15 protein-coding genes are annotated in these 21,156 nt (G+C 60.8%); 12 read left to right on the forward strand and 3 right to left on the reverse strand.

Translation table 11 applies throughout. The features are described 5' to 3' along the window. Positions 1-48: 48 nt before the first annotated feature. Positions 49-2,448, forward strand: coding sequence for a bifunctional YncE family protein/alkaline phosphatase family protein (locus tag OP10G_RS05375; RefSeq protein WP_025226910.1), 2,400 nt, complete (start codon positions 49-51; stop codon positions 2,446-2,448). A 378-nt stretch (positions 2,449-2,826) separates the two neighbouring features. Here the strand turns inward: OP10G_RS05375 and OP10G_RS05380 are convergent, their stop codons facing one another. After that, positions 2,827-4,893, reverse strand: coding sequence for a redoxin domain-containing protein (locus OP10G_RS05380; RefSeq protein ID WP_158409142.1), 2,067 nt, complete (start codon positions 4,891-4,893; stop codon positions 2,827-2,829). A gap of 412 nt (positions 4,894-5,305) precedes the next feature. On the opposite strand from OP10G_RS05380, the gene OP10G_RS05385 reads away from it, so the two are divergent. The 5 genes from OP10G_RS05385 (at position 5,306) to OP10G_RS05405 (ending at position 10,925) form a co-directional block, all read left to right on the forward strand. Next, positions 5,306-7,051 carry a hypothetical protein gene (locus tag OP10G_RS05385; protein ID WP_038472622.1) on the forward strand — a complete coding sequence of 582 codons (1,746 nt, stop codon included), beginning with the start codon at positions 5,306-5,308 and terminating at the stop codon, positions 7,049-7,051. 285 nt (positions 7,052-7,336) lie between these two features. Continuing rightward, positions 7,337-8,383 carry a LacI family DNA-binding transcriptional regulator gene (locus tag OP10G_RS05390; protein ID WP_025226907.1) on the forward strand — a complete coding sequence of 349 codons (1,047 nt, stop codon included), beginning with the start codon at positions 7,337-7,339 and terminating at the stop codon, positions 8,381-8,383. 13 nt (positions 8,384-8,396) lie between these two features. After that, a complete protein-coding gene (locus OP10G_RS24070) occupies positions 8,397-9,191 on the forward strand; it encodes a prepilin-type N-terminal cleavage/methylation domain-containing protein (RefSeq protein ID WP_025226906.1) in 795 nt (264 codons plus the stop codon). A gap of 22 nt (positions 9,192-9,213) precedes the next feature. Beyond that, positions 9,214-9,492 carry a hypothetical protein gene (locus tag OP10G_RS26690; protein WP_158409143.1) on the forward strand — a complete coding sequence of 93 codons (279 nt, stop codon included), beginning with the start codon at positions 9,214-9,216 and terminating at the stop codon, positions 9,490-9,492. Positions 9,493-9,506: 14 nt separating this feature from the next. Next, on the forward strand, positions 9,507-10,925 hold the full coding sequence (locus OP10G_RS05405) for a glycoside hydrolase (RefSeq protein ID WP_025226904.1): 1,419 nt from the start codon (positions 9,507-9,509) through the stop codon (positions 10,923-10,925). Between the two features lie 49 nt (positions 10,926-10,974). Here OP10G_RS05405 and OP10G_RS05410 read toward each other — a convergent pair whose 3' ends face one another. After that, the gene (locus OP10G_RS05410; RefSeq protein ID WP_025226903.1) at positions 10,975-11,829 is read right to left on the reverse strand and encodes an SDR family oxidoreductase; all 855 of its coding nucleotides are present in this window, start codon (positions 11,827-11,829) and stop codon (positions 10,975-10,977) included. 122 nt (positions 11,830-11,951) lie between these two features. Between OP10G_RS05410 and OP10G_RS24075 the strand changes: the two genes are divergently transcribed. The 4 genes from OP10G_RS24075 to OP10G_RS05435 all read left to right on the forward strand — a co-directional run bounded on the left by OP10G_RS24075 (position 11,952) and on the right by OP10G_RS05435 (position 15,773). Then, positions 11,952-13,106: a helix-turn-helix domain-containing protein gene (locus tag OP10G_RS24075; RefSeq protein WP_052547575.1), complete on the forward strand. Its 1,155-nt coding sequence runs from the start codon at positions 11,952-11,954 to the stop codon at positions 13,104-13,106. Continuing rightward, complete coding sequence (locus tag OP10G_RS05425) at positions 13,103-13,327, forward strand: hypothetical protein (RefSeq protein WP_025226902.1); 225 nt, start codon at positions 13,103-13,105, stop codon at positions 13,325-13,327. The genes OP10G_RS24075 and OP10G_RS05425 overlap by 4 nt, the downstream gene beginning before the upstream one ends. Before the next feature lie 91 nt (positions 13,328-13,418). Further along, positions 13,419-14,132: a DUF899 domain-containing protein gene (locus OP10G_RS05430; protein WP_038472625.1), complete on the forward strand. Its 714-nt coding sequence runs from the start codon at positions 13,419-13,421 to the stop codon at positions 14,130-14,132. 126 nt (positions 14,133-14,258) lie between these two features. Next, positions 14,259-15,773, forward strand: coding sequence for an FAD-dependent oxidoreductase (locus OP10G_RS05435; RefSeq protein ID WP_025226901.1), 1,515 nt, complete (start codon positions 14,259-14,261; stop codon positions 15,771-15,773). Positions 15,774-15,776: 3 nt separating this feature from the next. Here the strand turns inward: OP10G_RS05435 and OP10G_RS05440 are convergent, their stop codons facing one another. Further along, positions 15,777-16,490 carry a hypothetical protein gene (locus OP10G_RS05440; protein ID WP_144241007.1) on the reverse strand — a complete coding sequence of 238 codons (714 nt, stop codon included), beginning with the start codon at positions 16,488-16,490 and terminating at the stop codon, positions 15,777-15,779. Positions 16,491-16,815: 325 nt separating this feature from the next. Here OP10G_RS05440 and OP10G_RS05445 point away from each other — a divergent pair, with 325 nt between their 5' ends. Together OP10G_RS05445 and OP10G_RS05450 are read left to right on the forward strand one after the other, a co-directional pair. After that, positions 16,816-18,552 carry a hypothetical protein gene (locus OP10G_RS05445; RefSeq protein WP_025226899.1) on the forward strand — a complete coding sequence of 579 codons (1,737 nt, stop codon included), beginning with the start codon at positions 16,816-16,818 and terminating at the stop codon, positions 18,550-18,552. Between the two features lie 320 nt (positions 18,553-18,872). After that, positions 18,873-21,146: a glycoside hydrolase family 95 protein gene (locus tag OP10G_RS05450; protein ID WP_025226898.1), complete on the forward strand. Its 2,274-nt coding sequence runs from the start codon at positions 18,873-18,875 to the stop codon at positions 21,144-21,146. The last annotated feature ends 10 nt before the right edge of the window (positions 21,147-21,156 follow it).

Here is a 21,156-nt window from a genome sequence, read left to right on the forward strand (position 1 = left end):
GCCGCAACACCCCAACACCCTGTCTCTCGCGGGTAGCCTGCAGTTGCCATGAATCGCGGGTACCTGATTCTCTCGCTGGTCGCTGTCGGCGCCGTTTCCTTTGCCACCTACCGTGCCGTCACGAAGGCGAAGCCGGTCGTTCACCCCGGGCCGAACCTTCTGATGAATGGGTGGGGCATTACGCCGGTGGGAAACCACGTCCGGATCGGCGATATGGCGCTCAAGATGGTCTTTTCGCCCGACCGCAAGCAGCTTGTCACCACCACCCTCGGCTTCGGCGGCGTGCATGTGACCACCCTCGACGCCGCTACCCACCAAGTCATCCAAACCGTCGACCTCGAAAAGGTGTGGAACGGTATCGCCTTCAGTCCCGACGGAAAAACGCTCTACATTTCCGGCGGCAACTCCGGAAAGCTCCTGGCCTTCGATTACGACGCCGGCAAGCTGACGAAGCGAAACGAGATCAAGGGGCCCGAATACGCTTTTATCTCCGGCCTCGCCGTCAGTCCCAAAACGGGTCGGATCTACGCGTGCAACGAGTCATTCAACCAGCTCTACGCCTTGGAACCGGGCACCTTGAAAGTGCTCGGAATCGTGAACACCGGAAGCAATCCCCATAGCTGCTGCCTCGGCGAAGATGGCCGCCACCTGTACATCAGCAATTGGGGAAGCAATAGCGTCACCGTCGTGGACACCCAGACGAACGCCCACGTCCGCGACATCCGGGTCGGCATCCGGCCGAACGACATGGCGCTCGCGCCCGACGGTCGCCTTTTCGTCGCCTGCGCGGGCGACAACACCGTGCATGTCATCCAAACCCGATCCCTGGAAGCGGCGGTTGGCGGCCCAACCCGCGCCACCCGGCCTCCAGAAGGGGTCCGCGAAGTGCTCAATACGGCGATCGAACCGACCCTCCTCGAAGGAAGCTCCCCCGTCGCCGTCTCCGTCGCCCCCGACGGCAAGACCCTGTACGTGGCCAACGCGGACAATAACGACGTCCTCGTCGCCGATATCTCCGATCCTAAGACGACAACCATTCAAGGCTTCATCCCCACGGGTTGGTATCCCACCGCCGTCGCCGCTGGCGAGTCCCAGCTATACGTTGCCGTCGGTAAAGGTCTCCACTCTCGCGCCAATTACCCGAGCAAGGTCGCCAATCCGGAAGAGGGAAGGCAGGGTCAAAAATTCGACTACACCGGTAACTGCTTCGAAGGGTACGTCAGCGCGATTCCAATCGGGAGCGCCCCGGCGCTCACCGCTTGGACCCGGCAGGTACGGGCCAACATCCCGTTCCGGGTCGACAACGTCTTGCGCACCGCCGCGAAGAGCGATTCGATCGTTCCCGACGCCACCAACAAGCCGTCTCCCATCGACCACGTCCTCTACGTGATCATGGAAAACCGCACGTACGATCAGGTGTTTGGCGACATGAAGGAAGGGAACGGCGAACCGTATCTCTGCATGTACGGCGAGAAAGTAACGCCGAACCGCCACAAGCTCGCCCGCGAATACACCCTGCTGGACAACCTCTACTGCAACGGCGAAGTGAGCTACGACGGCCATAGCTGGTGCGACGGGGCGATCGCGACGGATGAGATGCAGAAGCAGTGGACCTCCGGCTACTCCGACCACGGCGATATCGTCAATGGGGAAGAGCTTCAGGTTCCCGCCGCCGGCTACCTCTGGGACCTGGCCCGCCGTCATGGACTCTCCGTAAAGGCGTACGGCGAGGGAGACTCCGACTATCTGGGCGGCCATGCCGTCCCGGTCGATAGTCGCGGCACCTGGTCCGAGGGACGCGATATGAACCGCGTGGATGGCTGGATCAAGGATCTTCACAAAGCGGAAACCACCGGGAAGTTGCCCAGCTTCATGATCATGTCGCTTGGCGAGGACCACACCAGCGGTACCCGGCCCGGTTCCTTCACTCCGGAGGCGTGCGTGGCGAGCAACGACGTCGCCATCGGCAAGATCATCGCCGCCGCCAGCCGGAGCAAGTTCTGGAAATCCACCGCGATCTTCTTCGTGGAGGACGACGCTCAAGACGGCCCCGACCACGTGGACGCTCACCGAACGTTCGGCCTCGTCGTTAGCCCGTGGGTCAAGCGTCACGCCGTCGACCATACGATGTACAGCCAAGTGAGCATGGTACGGACCATCGAACTCCTCCTCGGCCTCCCGCCGATGACCCAGTACGATGCCGCCGCCACCCCCATGTTTGGAGTCTTCGGTCGAAAAGCCGACACCACCCCCTACCAACCGGCCCCCGCCCAAGTCGACCTCCAAGCCAAGAACTCCCCCAAAGCCCCCGGCGCCAAGGAATCGATGGCGATGAACCTGACGGAATACGACAAAGCCCCCGCCGACGCCCTAAACCAAATCCTCTGGGCCGCCGCCAAAGGCCCCAACGTCCCCTACCCCGCCCTCCACCGAACGTTTGGAAAGTAGAAACGTAGCATCGGCTCCCAGCCGATGAACCCCACGGCCATCCTTAGTCCGGTGAAAGGGCCAGGGGCAGGATGCCCCTGGGACCCACTGGCTTGATGGTCATCAACCAAATAGATTGACGAAACAGATTCACCCGTAGCCCGAGGATTTATCCCCGGTAGAACCTTGAACCGCGGCTAAAGCCACGGGCTACGGGCAAGATGAATGTCAACCCAATTTGTCAATGACCATGAAGCCAGTGCCACGTTACGCGTACCGCATTGCCCCCACTAGTATCGAACGTGTCGAGTTCCGTAGGCTATGAAAACCCCAGCGCGTTCATTGCCATGTTCCGGGAGGCGTTCGGAACGACTCCCGGCATCTAGTTCAAAGATCCCCCTAGTGGGGACCGTTGATCCGCTTCAGCTCCCGCATTAGGAAGTCGATGTTTGTGAACGGGTCGCCCCCGGTTCGCTTCCAGCGAACTCGACCCTGCGCGTCGATCAGGATCGTCGAGTGCAGCTCTAACTCTTCGAAGTCGTCGTACGATGCGTACCGGCGAGCGTTCTCATGGTTTCGGTCGGATAGCAGTTGAAGTCCAAGTTTGCCCAGCTTCATCGACTCCTTGTTCTTGGCCGGCGGCGTACTGCTCACCGCCAAGACGACGGTGTCTTCCTTGAGGAGATCGGCCGCCCGCTCGTTGATCTTCTCCAGTTGCTCCACGCAGTGAACGCACCCCTCGTTTAAGTAGAAGACGAGGAGCACGTTCTTCCCTCGATAATTTTCGAGCCTGACCGGTTTCCCATTCACGTCGAGGCACTCCAACTTCGGCGCGGCGAACGGCGCCCAGTTGCTTGGACCGTAGCTAGCCAGTTCTTCGGGTCGGTAAGGTCGCTCTGCTCCCGGGGTACGGGCAATCGGCGTCGCGTTCAATCCCAGTGCCCGTACCTCAGCCAGCCATCTCAGGCCAGGGTCGGCTCCCGACCACTCGTATTCCAATCTTCCCGCGTACTCCCGAGCCTTGTCTTTATCGCCCGCCAAGTTCCAAGCGCGAGCCAGTCCGGCGAGGGTGAATCCATCGTTCGCCTCGTTTTTCAGCGCCCGTTCGTACGCCTCGATTGCCAAACGGGCATCGCCCCTTCGAAGGTGTAGATCGCCGACCAGCCGCATGATCGGCCACGGCATATCGGGCGGGTCGTTCGAATATTGGTGCTTGTCGCGTAGGGTTTGTTCAGTTGCGGCTGCTTCCAAAAGCAGCCGCTGCCCGTCCAGCGAATTTCCTTCGGCAAGAAGCACTTCCCCCTCGGCAGCCTTGAGGTGGAGCGAGAACCAGCTTTCCGCTTCCTTCTCCTTTTCGGCCAGCTTATGGACTGCGGCCTGAAATTCGGCGAGCCTTTCTCGCGCCGCGCGCGACTCCCCTTTCCCGGTGAGCGCGATCGTCTCCGCGAACGCTCGGAAAGCCTGGCTGTAATCGTCGGCCGGCCATCCGATCGTTCCTGGTTTCAGGATCTCATCCCATCGCTGGAACTTGATGTGCGCTCGCGCCAATGCGATGACCCCCTGGTCGCTGAATCCGGCCGCCGCCTCTTCCTTGTTCTCCGGGTCAGTCGGCGCGCTCATCAGGTCTTGCCCTCCCCGAATGCTGGCGGCCGCCATTCCTAGCTGTTCTTGCAGGTAGCAGAGATAGTTTCGGTTATGCGAGTAGTTCCACGTTTCGTACGGCAGGGCGAGCCGGTCGTTCATGTACCGAAGCTCGGTACGAGTGGCGGCGTCCATCGCTCGCGCCGCCTCGTGCCACATGCCGATCTTGCTGTAGGCGTGCCCCGGCATGTGTAGCGCATGGCCGATGCCCGGCGCGGAAGCGCCGTATAACCGGCAGCTCTGAAGCGCCTGCACCGCGTCCACGTCGTCCCAGTTATGGATTCGAGCGTGGTGCGCGCCAGGATGCATCGGATTCTTGGCAAGCACCTGCTGTATGATCAGCTCGTTCGCGTAGGCGCTTCCCTGGCCGATGTTGTAAAGCCCAAGCAGCGCCTTGGCCTCGAGGTCGTCGGGGAACTTAAGAACGATCTCTTGCAGTCGGCGGGAGAGGATTTTGAACCGTTCCTTTTCTCCGGGAGCGTACGCCTCGTTCCATGCCTCGATATACAATCGCTCCCGCTCGGAGACAGAATCCTTCCTCTTCATCGCCTCTTTGAGAAAGTCGCGATACCGCTGGTATTGCGGGCTAGCGACATCCCCGGAAACGAACCAAGTCAACCCGGTCCGGGCCAATCCCCAATAGGCCATCGCGCAATCGGGATCCAACTTGAGACACCAGCGGAAAGAGCGCTCGGCTTCCTCAAACCAGAAACTGTGCAGTAACGCCTCGCCCTGGTTGAACCACAACTGAACTTCGGCGTTCTTCGCGGTCACTGGGAAAGGGGTGTCGCCGATCCCTTCCATCTTCCAAGGCTTCGTGCGCATCCCTGAATCAAACGCCGCCCCATGGCTGGAGTGGCCTGGTGAAGGTCCGTCGTCCGCAAGTACGGTCGCAGCTAAAAACGTCGAGAATGCGATAAGAAAAAGTGTTCGCGTCATTGGGAGCCACAAGAACGGTGTTCCGTCCGGTATCCGAAATGCCGGACCGCCGGTCTCCGGTTCCCACCAAATTCGGCCCTGAGAAATAAGTCCCGTTCACTCCATCGCACGATGCCGACAAACGGGGAAGAAACACCGTGCTTTCCCGTTGTCCGGCATTGAGCCAGGGTGCGGCGGTCCTAATTATTGTTATATATGGGCAATTAACAGTGATCTCTTGGGAGGGTCCTGGGCCTTTATTAATTTATCGGCAGTTACACCATCTGGCGCGTAAACCCTCGCTATAATGCCGGGCGTAATGCGTCCTAACACTTTCTGGATTTGCGTGTTTCTTCTCGCACTTTTCGCAGTTGGATGCGGCGGCGGTTCCGGTGGTTCGAGCGGTACGCCCTCTGCCAATCACTGGACGATCGGCGCTGGTGGCGGAACCTTCCAAACGTCGGCGAACGAAGTCCGCCTCGACGTTCCGGCTGGATCGGTTTCCACAGACACGCCCGTTACCGCCACCAAACTCGGCTCGGTGACAAACGCGCCCGCGGGAACGGTCTACGTAGCCGGAACCGGCTGGTCATTCACCCACGTGACTTTCTCCACCCCGGCGACGCTTACCATGACGATCCCTCTCGGTACGCCGCTCGATGCGCTCAAAATCTATCGCCGCGCCGATGGCTCCGCCGAATGGACGCCGGTGACGACGACGATAAGCGTCGCCGACCACACCGCCACCACCCAGATCTCCTCTTTCTCCAGTTACGCTCTCTTTACTCCGGCGGGCTCCGGCTGGACCTGGACCAGCGCGGGTGGAACGTTTACATTCAGCAACCTGACCGTTACGCTCCCGGCGGCCGCCGTATCCACATCGGTCGAGGTTCAGCCTCGCCGCACACTCATCAACTTCGCGCCGCCGACCGGTTGGGTCGCCGTCGCGGACGCCACCTTCGACCTGGGATCCTCCAACACCTCACTGACAACGGCGACCGCGTTTACCGTCGGCTTGTCCTACACCTCGGGCGCCGTTCCGTTCGCGAAGCGAGCGAACATCAGGATCTTCCACAAGGTAAACGCTGCAGCCGAATGGGTACCGCTGCCCACCACCTCGGACGTTCCAAACCTTAAGGTCTCCGGAACGGCTACGACGCTCGGCACTTTTGCCGCCTTCTACCCGGCCCCTGCACAGACCTCTCTCTATTGGGTGGAGCAGCGAAGGCTTGGGGAGGACACTTTCCTCGACGTCTACGGCGCTAACGCCGGTGGAAGTGAAACGAAACTCTATTCGCCGTCTCAACGGCAGGGACCGGCCCAACTCCGTACCAATACATTTCGATGGTCGGACAAGAGCTTCCTTGGCCTCGAATTCGTCAACTCGACCGACACCTATCTGATGTCGTACAACGTCGAGACCGGCGTCTCCACTCGTCTCTTCCTTATCCCGCACGAAGCCGGTACGTACATCAGTTCCGCGGAGCTGGTGCGAGCCAATCGAATCGCGGCATCCGACGACTACCTTCTTCAGATCTCCCAGCGCAACCCGACAACCGGCGCGAATCGGGACCAGCTGCTCCTGTACCGGAATGGCTCTACCGAACCTCGCGTGCTGATGAGTCGAGATCACCGGGACGGAGAGGCGGCTGCGTTCATGCGTCCTTGGGATATCGCCGCCGATGGCCGGGCGCTTGCTACCACATCCGACGGGTTGGTGATGTTCACCGACAACTCGCAAGTGGTGCTGGTCCCCGCCGCCCTCGGTCCGAGTGAGGCGTACTTCAGCCCAAGCGGCGAGCGAGTTCTGTTCTTCCAGCAGAATGCGACCGAGTCCCTGTGGCGTGTGGATACGTTGGCCACTTCGACGACCGTCACCATTCCCGGCCTGGACAACGCCAACCGCGTCCGCTGGTCGGCTGACGACAACCACGTCATCTCCGCGGTGTACTCGGGCAACGACCGTCAGATCAACCAAGTCGACACCGTCACCGGCGCCGCCTCCCTAATCACCACCGCCGGCCCCCACTCCACGAGCTTCATCAACGACGTAGGAGTTCGCTAACCAATCGCCCAAGGGCCCCTTTCCGAGGGGCCTTGGGTCTGCCGGGGAATTGCCCTCTTTCGCCCCTCCCTTCCTCGTCCGATTTTCGAGGCAGGGAGGATCTGTCGTCGATTCCTGGGTCGATTACGCCACGCGGCCTTTGCAGCTTGAATGGGCCTGTTTGCCCGGCCGTCCCCTCGCTTCGCTTCCATCCCGAATTTCCATAAATAGAAATTCTTTGCGTATTCGATCTTTCTATGTTACACTGCTAAAACGCTTGAGCAAGGGTGCTCAAAGGGTTTAGCAATGTCGAACGCTTCGGAAAAACAAACGGGAAGAGCGACTCTTATCGAGGTCGCGACTCGTGCCGGCGTCTCGGCTACCACGGCTTCGCTGGTGCTCTCCGGAAAGGCTCGCAGTCGGCGAATCAGCGCGGATGCCCACTCCCGAGTGCAGCTCGCCGCCGAGGAGCTGAACTATGCGCCCAACCTTTTGGTTCGGTCCCTTCGGCGCGGACGGACCCACATCGTCTCTTTCTACAATGCGTTCCGGACTCGTGAATCGCACGACATGTACATGGACAAACTGTCGGCGGCGGTGGAGTACGCCGGCGGGACTCTCGGTTACGACATCCTCGTCCATTGCCGCTTCGGCCGCAGCCCGAAAGAGACGTACGAGTTCCTAAACGGAGGACTCGCGGATGGGGTTCTGCTCTTCGCCCCTCGCCTCGACGATCCGATGGTGGCGCTGCTCCGGCGGAGCAATCTGCCGGTGGTTCTCCTCAACACCCGCGATCCGCTAAGAGAATTTCCATCGGTGGCCGACGACGGATTAACCGGCATCACGTCGGTCGCCGAGGCGCTGGTCGGCGCTGGGCACCGCCATATCGCCGCGGTTTCCAGCGAGGGGCCGACGGTTCGAGACGGCAACCTTCGAATTACCCGTTTGAAAACGGAACTTGGTCGACTCGGAGTCGATCTCCCCGACGAACACATCTTCGACAGCGGCAAAGATTACGTGGAGCTCGTAACGAGGATTTTAAACACCGCGCCCCAGACGACCGCACTGTTCTGCTGGCACGACCGGCTGGCTTATCAGGTCCTGGAAGCGTGCGAGATTCTCAAAATTTCTATTCCATCCCGCCTTAGCATCGTTGGCTACGATGGCCTTAGATGGCCCTCTTCAACCAGCCACACGGCGGCTTCCGTGCATGTTCAACTCGACCTCTTGGCCGAGCGAGGCATGCACCTTCTCGACCAGTACATTCAGGGCTATCAAGGACCGCTCCTCGAAGAGTCCATGCCCACTCTTTTCGATCCTGGGACCACGTTGCGTCCTCCTAAGCAATCTTAACGGAGAGATTCCTATGAACCATCGCCATCAACGTCACTCGAGCGGTTTCACGCTCATCGAACTCCTCGTCGTCATCGCGATCATCGCGATCCTCGCCGCTATCCTGTTCCCGGTCTTCGCTCAGGCGAAGATGGCCGCTAAAAAGACGGCCGATCTGTCCGGCGTAAAGCAGTTGGCCCTCGGAATCGCCATGTACGGCGGCGACACCGACGATACGTACCCTTTCTGCTGGGGTTGGAACACGGAGTGGAAGCCTTGGCATCAACAGGTCGATCCCTACGTCAAGAACATCCCGATTTGGAAGTCGCCCGTCGACAACTGGGGTCGCGGCAATGAGGGAAGCGACGCCGGTTGTCTGACCGGTAAGCCCACTCGCGGAGTCACGTACTCGATGGCGTTCACCTGGCCGGCGTTCGGCAGCGCCACCGGCGATTGGTGGGGTCCCAGTTCGGAAGGATGCCAGATGTCGGTGACCTGCGATTCCGGCGGCTCGAGCCAGACCGCGGTTCCCGCTCCGGCGTCGACCATCTCCATCGCCCCGAGGCCGAACTGGTACCACCAGTGGTGCGAGGGATGGGCAACCGAAGTGTTCTTCAACTACGGTGAATTCAACATGAAGGGTGGCGGCGCGACCATGTTCAATGGCGGCGCAAACTACGGCTTGGCCGACGGCCACGCGAAGTTCCTGAAGAAAGACGCGACCCTCGCGCCTCAGGGAAGTCAGGCCACGACTCCGAAACCGTCCTACTGGCCGAACGATCCGGTGAACTGGCCGTGGCCCGTCGGAATGTGGGACAAGCGACAGTAGGTTAGAGAACATGCAAGAGCGGATGAAGACTCCGATCGTTGTGGTTGCCGTCGTCCTCCTGGTCGCCATGGTTGGCTACCTAGGTTCGAAGGCGATGAAAACCGGCGACCTGGACCAGGGCCAGGTTCAATACACGCCGGGCAAGCCGCCATGGCTGGAGACCGACGCCGCCAAGCGGGGGCCAGGCGGGCCCCCGCCATCGTCGGCGGCGGCGCCGGGCGGAGCCACGTCGCCCGCAGCGGCCCCGCCGGGTGGCGGCCCGCCCGGCATGACGGCTCCGACCCTAGGCAGCGGCAAGTAACATAAGACCCGTTAATGATCTGCGTGGCCGCCCTCATTTTTGCTGCGCAGATCCCCACCGTCTTCATCGACCCATTCGGCGCGACGGTTCGGTGGGAGGGCTGGGGCGCCTCTTTGTGCTGGATGGGAAATCCGTTCGGTGAGCGCGACGACGTCGCGGATTCCTTATTCACGACAAAGCTCGCCCAGGTTGGCGACCAGGTCCTCCCCGGGCTTGGCATGACAATCGTGCGATACAACGCCGGCGCCTGCAGCCCGAACGAAGTCGATGGACGGCGAATGGTTCTCTCCAAGAACGTGCTGCCTTTCCGACAGATAGAGGGGTACTGGCTGGACCCGGCCAAGGGGGAATCGGGCTGGGATTGGAGCCGCGACAAAGCCCAACGCGCCATGATGCTCAAAGCCAAGGCGCGCGGAGCGAACCGCTTTGAGCTCTTTTCCAATTCGCCGATGTGGTGGATGTGCGTCAACGGCAATCCATCCGGAGCGGCGAAAGCCACCGACGACAACCTGCGTCCGGATATGTACGGCGCGTTTGCTACCTACCTTGCCACCATCGCCGCCCATTCCAAGAAGCATTGGGGCGTGGCTTTCACAAGCGTCGAGCCATTCAACGAGCCCGCCTCCAACTATTGGAGCGCCACCGGCCGGCAGGAAGGATGCCATTTCTCACCCGCAACGCAGGCCGCTTTCCTTCCTATCCTGCGTGCCGAGCTCGACCGGCAAGGACTACGGCGATTACCGATCGTGGCCTCCGACGAAACCTCTTTCGATCAAGCGCTTTCAACCTGGCACGCGCTCGGTGAAGATGCCAAGGCCCTGATCTCGCGGGTAAACGTTCACGGCTATCCCCACACGGAGGGCTCTCGCGCCGCCTTCGCCGAGGCAATCGCGGGAAAGAGCCGCTGGAATTCCGAGCACGGCGACGGCGACGCGACTGGACTCTCCACCGCCCGCGAGCTGAGCCTGGACCTGAACGTCTTACGCGCATCCGCGTGGTGCTATTGGCAACCTTTGGACGGCGGAGGATGGGGTCTGATGGACTCCGACATGGTTGCTGCGAAGATCAAGCAAGCCAATCCGAAGTATTTCGTCCTCGCCCACTACATGCGCCATCTTCGACCAGGGATGGCGCTATTGTCCACCAGCGATCCGCACGTCGTAGCGGCTTACGACGCTCGAAAGCGAAAGCTTGTGATCGTCGTCGAAAACGAGAAAGAGGCCTCTACCAAGCTCCTCGACCTGTCGGCTTTCCACATTGGACGACGGGTCGCCAAGCGGTGGATCACCACCCCGAAAGGCGCGGAGCGCTACGAAAAGGTCGACGATCTGGTTTTTGAACCCGGCTCCCTCAAGATCGAGCTGCCCGCTTCCTCGGTCCAAACGTTTGAATTCCCCGAAGTCACGCTCCCGAAGGTTGCCTCTCGGAGGTGACGGCCGACGGACCCGGGCCAGACGGGATTGCCGTCTGGCCGGGTGTTTGCTAGGGGAGACTCTTAAGCGTCTCAGCCACGGTCACCGCCATCGGGGTTGTCGGCCGACCGATCAGATTGGAGAGCTGATGACCTTCGTCGAACAACGCACCCTGCGAGGCGCCGACGTCCCAGCTAGCGATCGCGTGCGCCAGCCCGTCGGGTAACCCAAAGCTCGCCAGCGCCGCCGCATACTCTTCCAGCGGCAAGTCCTTGTACGGGATAGTTCGGCCGGTCTGGCGCGAAACCTCGGCCGCGAGTTCGTTCAACGTGAACGAACCGTCCCCGGCAAGCTCATAGGTCCGTCCTTCGTGCCCCGTTCCGAGCGCTACGGCGACGGCGGCATCGGCATAGTCGGGGCGGCTCGCGCCCGAAATCCGACCGTTGCCGGCGCTGCCGATCAAGGCCCCTGCCGCGAGCGCACCGGGTATCTGGTCCGTGTAGTTCTCGGTGTACCATCCGTTGCGAAGGATGGTAATCGGGATCCCGGACGCCCGTAGCGCCTCTTCCGTCCCAAAGTGTTCTTCCGCGAGACTCAGGGACGACGCATCGGCCCGCAGCAGGCTTGTGTAGATAATCCACTTCACCCCCGCCTGCTTGGCGGCTTCGATGACGTTCCGATGTTGCGCGAGCCGCTTACCGACCTCGCTCGCCGAGATAAAGAGCAGCGTGTCGACTCCCCCGAGAGCTGGCCCGAGCGTCTCGGGCCGATCGAAGTCCGCTTTACGAACGTTTACCCCGAGCCCCTCTGCCTTGGAGGGCGTCCGCGCAAGCGCGACCAGGTCCGAAGCGGGCACCCGCGCCTTTAGCCGATCGACGACAAGGGGGCCGAGTCGCCCAGTAGATCCAGTAATAGCAATGGTCATAGCGTTCTAATTCCCTAGCACTTGTTCTACGGTCCGACCGCCCGGACCCTCTTGCGCCGATAAGCTCTCGAATCGCACTGGCGATCAGATGTTTGCCGTGCGGGGCGTCGTAACATTGGTTTATGGATACGTTGAGCCGCACCGAAGCCGAATACATCGAAGCGATCTCCAAGGTCGTTCGATTCGTTCAGCTCGCGCTCGACGAGCCGCTTACGCCGCGCCAGTTGGCCGGGGTAGCGGGGTTTTCTCCGCACCACTTTCACCGGATTTTCCGGGCCGTGGTCGGGGAGTCGGTGATGGATTTCGTCCGGCGCTTGCGACTCGAGCGCGCGGCTTACCGGCTCAAGACGAGTCAAGATTCCGTGGCCTCCATCGCCTTCGAAGGGGGTTACGGTTCGCAGGAGGCGTTCGCGCGGGTCTTCCAGGTCTACTTCGGCCAGGCCCCGCGCGACTATCGCCAAAGCCACCTAGCGCACCGGATTCCGAGCGTATCCACGCTTCACTACGAGCCGGAGGGGGTGGGCCAGATCTTAGGCGTCGCCGACTCCGATATGCTCACCCACGAAGGTCTTTGCGCCGCCCATCGGCAATGGCCAGACCGATTCGAGAGCCACTGCGAGGGGCTTATGGCGATCCTCACCGGCTTCTCGCTCTTCGTTTTTCCCCCACCCCCTCAGGAGATCATCATGACTGAAGCCCATTCCGACATAGACCGCGAGATCGAAGCTCTGCACAAAGAGGTCGAGATCGCCAAGCAGCGGCTTACCGAGGCGCGCCGACGTCGGCCGAAAGAGCCGGTGATTGACTACGTTCTGCGAAACACCGACGGATCCGAGGTACGGCTCTCCGAGTTGTTCGGAGATAAAGACGACCTCATCGTCATCCACAACATGGGCACCGGCTGCTCCTCCTGCACGATGTGGGCGGATGGGTTCAGCGGCCTGGCGCCGCACGTGATGGATCGTGCCGCGTTCGTGGTCTGCTCGCCGGATAAGCCGGAAGTCCAGAAGCGGATCGCCCAACGGCGGAACTGGAGCTTCCGAATGGTCTCCGCCTACGAAAGCCCCTTCTTCCACGACATGGGGTTCTGGGGGAACGGACCGTGGCCAGGGGTTTCCACCTTCCGGCGCGAGCCCGACGGGTCCATCGTCCGCATCGCCAAGGCCGTGTTCGACGCCGGCGACGATTTCTGTGCCGTCTGGCCGCTCCTCGATCTTTTGCAAGATGGAGCGAACGGCTGGGATCCCAAATTCAGCTATGGAGAAGTAACCCAGTGAGTCTCGTCCTTTCGATCCAGCGGCCGGCCCCCCTTCGGGGGTCCGCCCTTCTCGCCCTCGTCCTCATCGGCGCTTTCGCGAGCGCCCTGAGCCTCGCCCCCACTCTTACTCGAACCGCAAGCGCGGTTTCCGACCAGAAGGTTTGCGCCTGCGTCCACTGCCCAGGTGGCACGCGTTGCTGCTGCCGCAATAAGGGCATCTGCCCAACCGGCCTCCACTAAGGGAGGTTCCTCACCAAATTCAACTAGAGAGCGATTCTATACCTGCTCAAGTGCTACTAGTAGCTTATGCTACTTATAATGGAGAAAATCAATGACAACCGAAGCCCCCGCCCAACATCAAGTCGTTTCCCTCAGCGAGTGGATCGCCGCCGGAAAGGATCTCTTACAAAAGGAGAAGGAGTTCACCCGAGCCCGCGACGCCCTGAGCGCCGCCCGCCGTGACCTGCCTTGGGTCAAAGTGGAATCCGACTACGTATTCGAAGGCCCCGACGGTCCCGTAAGCCTTTCCGAGCTATTCGACGGCCGCAGCCAATTGATCGTGTACCACTACATGTATGCGCCCGGTTGGGACGAAGGATGTATCGGCTGCTCGTTCGTATGCGACCACGTCGATAGCGCCCGGCAACACTTCGAGCACCACGACGTCGCTTATGTCGCAGTCTCCCGCGCTCCGCTCGCCGAGTTTCAGGAGTTCAAGAAGCGGATGGGTTGGAGCTTCCGTTGGGTGTCGTCGGCCAAGAACAGCTTCAACTACGATTACGGTGTCTCGTACCGGAAGGAAGAGCTCGAAAAAGGGCCGGTCCTGCACAACTTCACGATGCAGAAGCTGTCCGGTGAGGAGCAACCGGGGCTGAGCGTGTTCACCAAGGATGCGGACGGCAACATCTACCGGACCTACTCGAGCTATGAGCGCGGCCTCGACCTCCTCATCGGCGCCTACAACTACCTCGACCTCACGCCCAAGGGGCGCAACGAAACCGGTCCGATGAGCTGGCTGAACTTCCACGACCGGTACGAAGACTGATCCAACTGCTCACCCCCTGAGCTTCCTTCAAGAGCCCACCCGGTGCGCCCCGATGTCACCAGATATCGGGGCGCGGCCTCTGTCCGGTAATTGAACACTGCGCCAGGCTCGACGGTCTTGATTAGAATGTTGAACGACGCCGATCAACTCCCCGGACGGCCAACTTCGCTTTGGATGGCGACGACGCCGCCCACCTCTTTTCCACCCTTGGGAGCAGACTTGACGGTCGACGTGGCGATCGTCGGCGGTGGGTTGGCCGGCATTACCACGGCGACCCTCTTAAAGGCCGAGGGCAAGTCGGTTGCCGTCATCGAGTCCAACCGGGTTGCCGAGGGGGTCTCCGGGTTTACCACCGCTAAGATCACGTCACAGCATTCGATCATCTACGATCGCCTGATCCACTCGTTCGGCGAACAGAAAGCGAGAGCCTACGGCGATGCGAACCAAGCCGCGATCGAACAGATCGCCTCATTGGCGAATACCTTCGGGATCGACTGCGACTTCCGGCGGAGCGATGCCTTCGTGTTCACCGAGAAAGAGGAGGAGGTCGATTCGTTTCGAACCGAGGCCGACTCCGCGCGACGACTGGGGTTGCCGGCCGAGTTCCTCGAGAGCGTGCCGCTTCCATTCCCAGTCAAAGGGGCCGTTCGATTCAGCGGGCAAGCCTCCTTCCATCCTCGGAAGTACCTCGTGGCGCTCGCTCAGCGGCTGCCGGGCGAGGGTAGTTTCATTTTCGAGAACACCCGGGTCACCGGTCTCCACGGAGGCGAGCCGTGCACCGTGGAAACGGAACGGGGAAACGTCTACGCCGGCCACGTCGTGGTCGCCAGCCACTTTCCGTTTAACGAGAAGCTGTTCTATGCCCTGAGGATGTACCAGCACCGATCCTACGTGTTAGGCCTCCGCCTTAACGGCGAGCTGCCGAACGGAATGTTTATCAGCACCGAGCCAACGCACTCGATTCGCCCACATTTCGATGAAGAGGGTGGGTTGCTTCTGGTTGGGGGCGAGGGGCATCGGACGGGCGAAGGGGGAGATACCGTCGCCCGTTACCGACGCCTAGAACAATGGGCGACCGATCACTTTCCGGTTCGAACCATCGAGTACCGCTGGTCCACGCAAGACAATAAGACTGCGGACGGTCTTCCCTACATCGGCCGACTGATGCCGACCAGCGAGCATGTCTTCGTGGCCACCGGCTTTGGTGGATGGGGAATGACGAACAGCACCGTGTCCGGCATGTTGCTTCGCGACCTGATCCTGGGCCGCGAAAACCCGTGGGCCGACGTGTACGATCCCAATCGGATGGGGTTAGAAGCGGTTTCTGGATCGGCAAAGCATATCGGAAGCGTTGCCAGCCATTTCGTGGGTGACCGTCACGCCGATGGCGAAATCGCCTCGCTCCGGCCCGGCGAGGGAATGATCGTCCATTCCGACGAAGGAAAGGTTGCCGCGTATAGGGCAGAGGACGGCTCCATCCATAAATTGTCGCCCGCATGTCCCCACATGGGCTGTTTCGTCCAGTGGAATTCTGCCGAGAAGAGCTGGGACTGCCCCTGCCACGGCTCCCGATTCTCGATCGAAGGAGAGGTGTTGGAGGGACCCGCCATCTCACCCCTTAAAGAGTTCGGAGAAAGCTGAGACTCACCTCTCGAGCGTCTTCGCCCGAGAACAGATCTCCCGCATCGCCGAATCTACGTTCGGGAGCTTCATCACATCTACTTTTAACTTCGGGGCGGCTTGCTCCAAAAGCCTTGCTGCGGCTTGGACGGTAGAAAGGGTTCCTCCGAACAGTTTCTTGCCTGGCTTGAAGCGGGAGTTGATTTTTTCCGCCTCGGCAAGTTTCTCCGCCATGGCAAAGATGATCTCCCGCTCGTGCCCGGCCAACTTGCGGCGAATAGGCGGGTAACTAACGAGCGTGTCAGTGGAAATCAGCCTCATCAAACCGCCATCGGCATAAAATCGTCGGTCCTTGAGTGGGTCGAGTTGCATGTGCCGGTAGGCGGCCGCGAAGGCCGTCCCCAGATCGTTTCGCTTGACCAACTCCATCAGCGAGGGTGCCGTTAGGGAGGCTCGATAGACGCCGATGGCTGCTTTGTCGTACAGCATGTACGTCACAAAGAGCGCCGCCTTGGATGTTTGCGCGATCAGCGCCTCGGACGACATGGTGCGCGCCTTTGCCGCCGAGACATCCTTCTTGGCGAATATCGTTTGATCCATCGCCCTAACTCCTCTCATATGAGCCCGCAGGCCTTCGACATCGTCCGCGCTCAGTTCCAACTCTTGCTGAAGGGGGTCGACCTTTTGCACGGCAACGCCCCGGACGGAAACCGGACCGGCCGGCGCGGCGAACTTCACGAGGCTGAGTAGAAGAAACCCGTACACGGTGATTGCAACAAGGCCAGTCGAATTTTGGAGCCTGCCATTTCGTAAAGATTTCACCCGCCCTGGGGAACCTGATTCGATTTGCGTAAGGCCGGACTCCCTGCAATGGGGACCAGGCAATTTTGCGAGTAATCTCATTTGATAGCTGCGGCACGATGAATAATCGTTTATATTGCATTCACTGTATTAATTTTATATTGCATTGCGTTAAACGCAAGCTGGAGTGAACATGGCCTTAAAGAACAAAGTGTCCGGTGCCGATAGTTTGGCGTCGGCAAGTAACAGAGTACGAAGCAGGATGGGATTGATCGCCGCAACCGCGATTCTTTCCGCGGGGATCCTTACCGGAATGCGCGGCTACGGCCGGCAAAGCTTTCCGCAGAATCCGTACAACATGTGCCCCCTCGATAAGCCGATGTTCGACGGCTGGTTTGCATCGGGACAGCCGAGCTTGAACGGCAGGGTCGTTCCGGCCGACAGTCTCGGGCTTGACACCAGTACGAACCAAAACTTCTATCGCTGGTCGTATCAGATGTTCTTGTGGCTGACCTCCCCCACCGGGACTCGTATCGACAAAGACGGCAAGCCAACCACCCTCCGCACCTTCTTCTCGCCCGGCTTCTACGACGTCTCCTCCAAGGGGGCGGACGGCATGCGGGTGATGACCCCCTACGGCGCTGGGACCCCGCACTTCGGACTGCGCACCGGCAAGCCGGGCCCGGACAATTTGCCGGCAGTATTCGACCGTCAGGGCCATCGGCTAAAAGTCGTCCGCGCTCAGCTTTCCGCCCATCGCCGTCCAATCGTCAAACTTGCAAATGGTAAGGCAGTCGAGATCGCGAAGATCAAGACTTTGGCCGGTGAAGCCGCCCAGCTCCTCGATACGAACGGGCATACCCTCCAGAAGCTCTCCGCGCCGGTGAGCCGGACTGTTCAGATGGTGACGATCGGCGGACACCGGGCGTTCGTTAACGCAGCCGGCCAAGTCGTACCCACGGAAACCGGCCAGGCGGACGGCAGCGTGCAGCTCACTCAAAAAGGAGCGCTCGTTTACTACAGCATCGCGGTCAACGACCTCTACGCCTATTTCTTGACGATGACCGACCCGTCCACCAGCAAGACCGACACCTATTTCCCGACAACGCCGGCTCAACTGCAGCAAGTGCTCGACTATGGCCGCAAGCATGGCAAGACGTTTACCAATCCCGAAGCGCTGACCGTGGAAGTGAAGGCGGCGTGGGTCTCGGTGGCCGCCGTCGCCCACCCGGAAAACTACATGACCATGGTTGCCACCGTCCCGATTTACAAAGCCGTCAGCCCCACTCAGTGGTCGCCGACCGGTAAGTCGGAGTCGATCCGGCTGGCCCTCGTCGGCCTGCACGTCGTCGGCAGCAGCAAGGGGCATCCGGAAATGCTCTGGGCAAGCTTTGAGCATTTCGACAATGCGCCCAACGACTCGTTCGCCTATTTGGCGTCCGATAAGTCGACGCAGACGTGGCCACGCAGCACAGCCCCAGTTTCGGGTGGTTCCTGGCTCTTTTCCGCCAACGGCGCCACTTCGGGGCTGAACGTGGCAAAAGCGAAGGTAGGGGGACCGAAGAATGAGTCGATCGTCAGCCCTACGACCGCTCCGATCGGTCCCGGGACGGCGATCCGCTTTACACCGTTCGGCGCGGCGAACGACGTGCCGCCAAACCAAAAGGACAGCGTCGCGGAATCCAATTCTCAGATCCTGTCGCTGAATCAGAACGTCGCCAAGTTGATGCCGGGTGGCGATCTCCGGAACCAATATCACTTCCTCGGCTGCACTTGGACAAACGGCGGCGTCGTGCCCACCACCCCTTATCCGGGCACCGTGATCGGCACGAGCTATCTCTCCAATTCCACGATGGAGACGTTCACCCAAAAAACGGGTAACTCAAAGACGATGGGCATCTTTTACGGGTGTATGTTCTGCCACGACACGAACACCACTTCCGTAAGCCACATCTTCACGGACACCAGACCGCTGGTCCTAGCCGCCCAACGGCCCTGACCGGATGTTTGATTCGGCCGAAGCGAAGTAGCCGAGATCGGGGAGCAAGAGACGGACCTCACCGTCTCTTGCTCCCCGGCGGCCTAAAGAGAATCCAGGTTGAGACGCTACACCGCCAGCTGGGCGCTTCGAAAGAGCTTCAAATATTCTTGGCGGTGCTCTCACTCAGGCTTCCGATGACGTGATAGCATCTGACGCATGCGCAAAGCCTTGGACATCGTGGCGAGGATGCTTTCCGGAATGGAGCGATGAGTCATCCATCCATCCCCGAAGGTATCTCCAGACGAAACCTGATCGCGGGTAGCGTAGCATTCGCGGCGATGCACCCCACGCTCGCACTTTCCAATGCGATGAAAGCTCCCGATTGCGCCCTGCGATACGACCGTCCCGCGAAGATATGGACGGAAGCTTTGCCGATCGGGAACGGGCGCTTGGCGGCGATGGTCTTCGGCGGGGTCGCCGAGGAGCGCTTGGCTCTCAACGAGGGGTCGATCTGGGCGGGGTCGCCCCGGAGCTACGATAATCCCCAAGCCTTGACGGCGTTGCCGGAGATCCGGCAGCTTGTCCTCTCCGGCCACTTCAAGGAAGCGCACGATCTCACCCAGCGCAGCTTTATGGGTCAGCCGATGGGGCAGGCGCCTTACCAACCCCTCGGCGAGTTGCGGATCACGATGGGACACGGAGAGAACGTGGACTCCTACTCCCGTGAGTTGGATCTCGACTCAGCTACCGCCCGCACGAGCTATGTATCGGACGGAGTTCGTTACAGCCGCGAGGTCTTTGCCAGCCATCCCGCACGTCTGCTGGTTCTTCGCTTCACGGCATCCAAGAAGGGAAAGCTCAACCTCGGCGTGCGGCTCGCGAGCCGGCAAGACTCGAAGGTCGCGACCGAGGGCGACACTCTGCGCATCGAGGGTCACAGCGGCGAACATGCGGGCAAGCCGGGCGCCGTTCGATTCGTCGGCCTCGCCAAGGTCCGGGCTGCCGGAGGCTCCGTTCGAGCCGAGGGGGACCAGATCGTGGTCGAGAATGCCGACTCCGTTGAAATTCTATTTTCGGCCGGCACCAATTACCGATCGTACGAAGACCTCTCGGCAAATCCGGAAGAGATCGCACGCGAGCCGTTAAGCCGGGCTCGATCGTTCTCGGAAATGAAGAGAGCCCACATGGCCGACCACCGCCGCCTGTTTCGGCGGATGACGATCGACCTTGGACCGTCTTCATCGGCGCCTACCGACGCGCGAATTCGAGCCTACCGAGAAGGTCAAGACCCGGGTCTCGCCGCCCTTTACTTCCAGTACGGGCGCTACCTTCTCATCGCGACGTCGAGACCCGGTGGGCCGGCGGCGACTTTGCAGGGCTTATGGAACGACAGCTTGACGCCGCCCTGGGGCAGTAAGTACACGATCAACATCAATACGGAGATGAACTACTGGCCGGCCGAGACATGCGCCCTTGGCGAATGCCACGAGCCACTATTCGACCTGATCGCCGACATCTCAAAAACCGGGGCACACACCGCTCGAAATCAGTACGGCGCCGGCGGATGGGTGGCCCACCACAACACGGACGGTTGGCGAGGTACCGCGCCGGTCGACGGCGCGACGTGGGGCATTTGGCCGATGGGCGGAGCTTGGCTTTCAACCCACCTTTGGCAGCGCTACCTCTTCACCGGCGACCGGCGTGAGCTCGAAAAGCATTACCCGTATCTAAAGGGCGCGTCTCAATTCTTCCTCGATGCGATGGTCGACCTTCCCGGAACGCCGTACCGGGTGACCTGCCCCTCGATGTCTCCCGAACATGAGCATCATCCGGGAGTATCGATCTGCGCGGGTCCCACGATGGATAACCAAATCATTCGCGACCTCTTCGAAGGTTGCATCGGAGCGGCCAAAGCGCTCGGAAGGGATGAAGATTTCGTTGCCAAGGTCGAAGCCGCGCTCCATCGCATCGCTCCGAACAAGGTAGGCAAAGCCGGCCAGCTCCAAGAGTGGATCGAAGACTGGGACATGGAAGCCGTGGAGCTGACGCATCGCCACGTATCGCACCTCTACGGCCTGTTCCCCAGCGCGCAAATCTCTCCGGCTACGACGCCGGCGCTGGCGAAAGCGGCGCGGCGGACTCTGGAAATCCGAGGCGACGCCGGAACCGGCTGGAGCTTGGCGTGGAAGATCAATTTCTGGGCTCGACTGCTCGACGGGGATCACGCGTTCAAGCTCGTGCAAGACGCGCTTCATCCCGCCGAAGGAGGCGGGAGCGGCGTCTACCCAAACCTCTTCGACGCCCACCCGCCGTTCCAGATCGACGGCAACTTTGGGTTCGTCTCCGGGGTCGCGGAGATGCTGTTACAATCCCACGACGGCTCCCTCCACCTGCTGCCCGCCCTTCCCTCGGCGTGGCCCACCGGGTCCATCAAAGGATTGCGGGCCAGGGGCGGATTCGAGATCGACATCGCCTGGAAGAATGGGAAATTGGAGAACGCGGCAATCCGAAGCCTTTGGGGCACAACGGCGAGGATTCGCTACGAAGGCCGCGAAACCACGGTCACTCTGCGCAAAAATGAAACGAGGCGCTTAGATCGGGCACTAGCCTGACGCCCCACCA

Source organism: Fimbriimonas ginsengisoli Gsoil 348 (genome assembly GCF_000724625.1).
Taxonomy (GTDB): domain Bacteria; phylum Armatimonadota; class Fimbriimonadia; order Fimbriimonadales; family Fimbriimonadaceae; genus Fimbriimonas; species Fimbriimonas ginsengisoli.

Bases quoted from the DNA above. Each gene is read 5' to 3' on its own strand.
- OP10G_RS05375 (WP_025226910.1), top strand. From the start codon at position 49: ATGAATCGCGGGTACCTGATTCTCTCGCTGGTCGCTGTCGGCGCCGTT.
- OP10G_RS05380 (WP_158409142.1), bottom strand. From the start codon at position 4,893: ATGCGCACGAAGCCTTGGAAGATGGAAGGGATCGGCGACACCCCTTTC.
- OP10G_RS05385 (WP_038472622.1), top strand. From the start codon at position 5,306: ATGCGTCCTAACACTTTCTGGATTTGCGTGTTTCTTCTCGCACTTTTC.
- OP10G_RS05390 (WP_025226907.1), top strand. From the start codon at position 7,337: ATGTCGAACGCTTCGGAAAAACAAACGGGAAGAGCGACTCTTATCGAG.
- OP10G_RS24070 (WP_025226906.1), top strand. From the start codon at position 8,397: ATGAACCATCGCCATCAACGTCACTCGAGCGGTTTCACGCTCATCGAA.
- OP10G_RS26690 (WP_158409143.1), top strand. From the start codon at position 9,214: ATGAAGACTCCGATCGTTGTGGTTGCCGTCGTCCTCCTGGTCGCCATG.
- OP10G_RS05405 (WP_025226904.1), top strand. From the start codon at position 9,507: ATGATCTGCGTGGCCGCCCTCATTTTTGCTGCGCAGATCCCCACCGTC.
- OP10G_RS05410 (WP_025226903.1), bottom strand. From the start codon at position 11,829: ATGACCATTGCTATTACTGGATCTACTGGGCGACTCGGCCCCCTTGTC.
- OP10G_RS24075 (WP_052547575.1), top strand. From the start codon at position 11,952: ATGGATACGTTGAGCCGCACCGAAGCCGAATACATCGAAGCGATCTCC.
- OP10G_RS05430 (WP_038472625.1), top strand. From the start codon at position 13,419: ATGACAACCGAAGCCCCCGCCCAACATCAAGTCGTTTCCCTCAGCGAG.
- OP10G_RS05435 (WP_025226901.1), top strand. From the start codon at position 14,259: ATGTTGAACGACGCCGATCAACTCCCCGGACGGCCAACTTCGCTTTGG.
- OP10G_RS05445 (WP_025226899.1), top strand. From the start codon at position 16,816: ATGGGATTGATCGCCGCAACCGCGATTCTTTCCGCGGGGATCCTTACC.
- OP10G_RS05450 (WP_025226898.1), top strand. From the start codon at position 18,873: ATGCACCCCACGCTCGCACTTTCCAATGCGATGAAAGCTCCCGATTGC.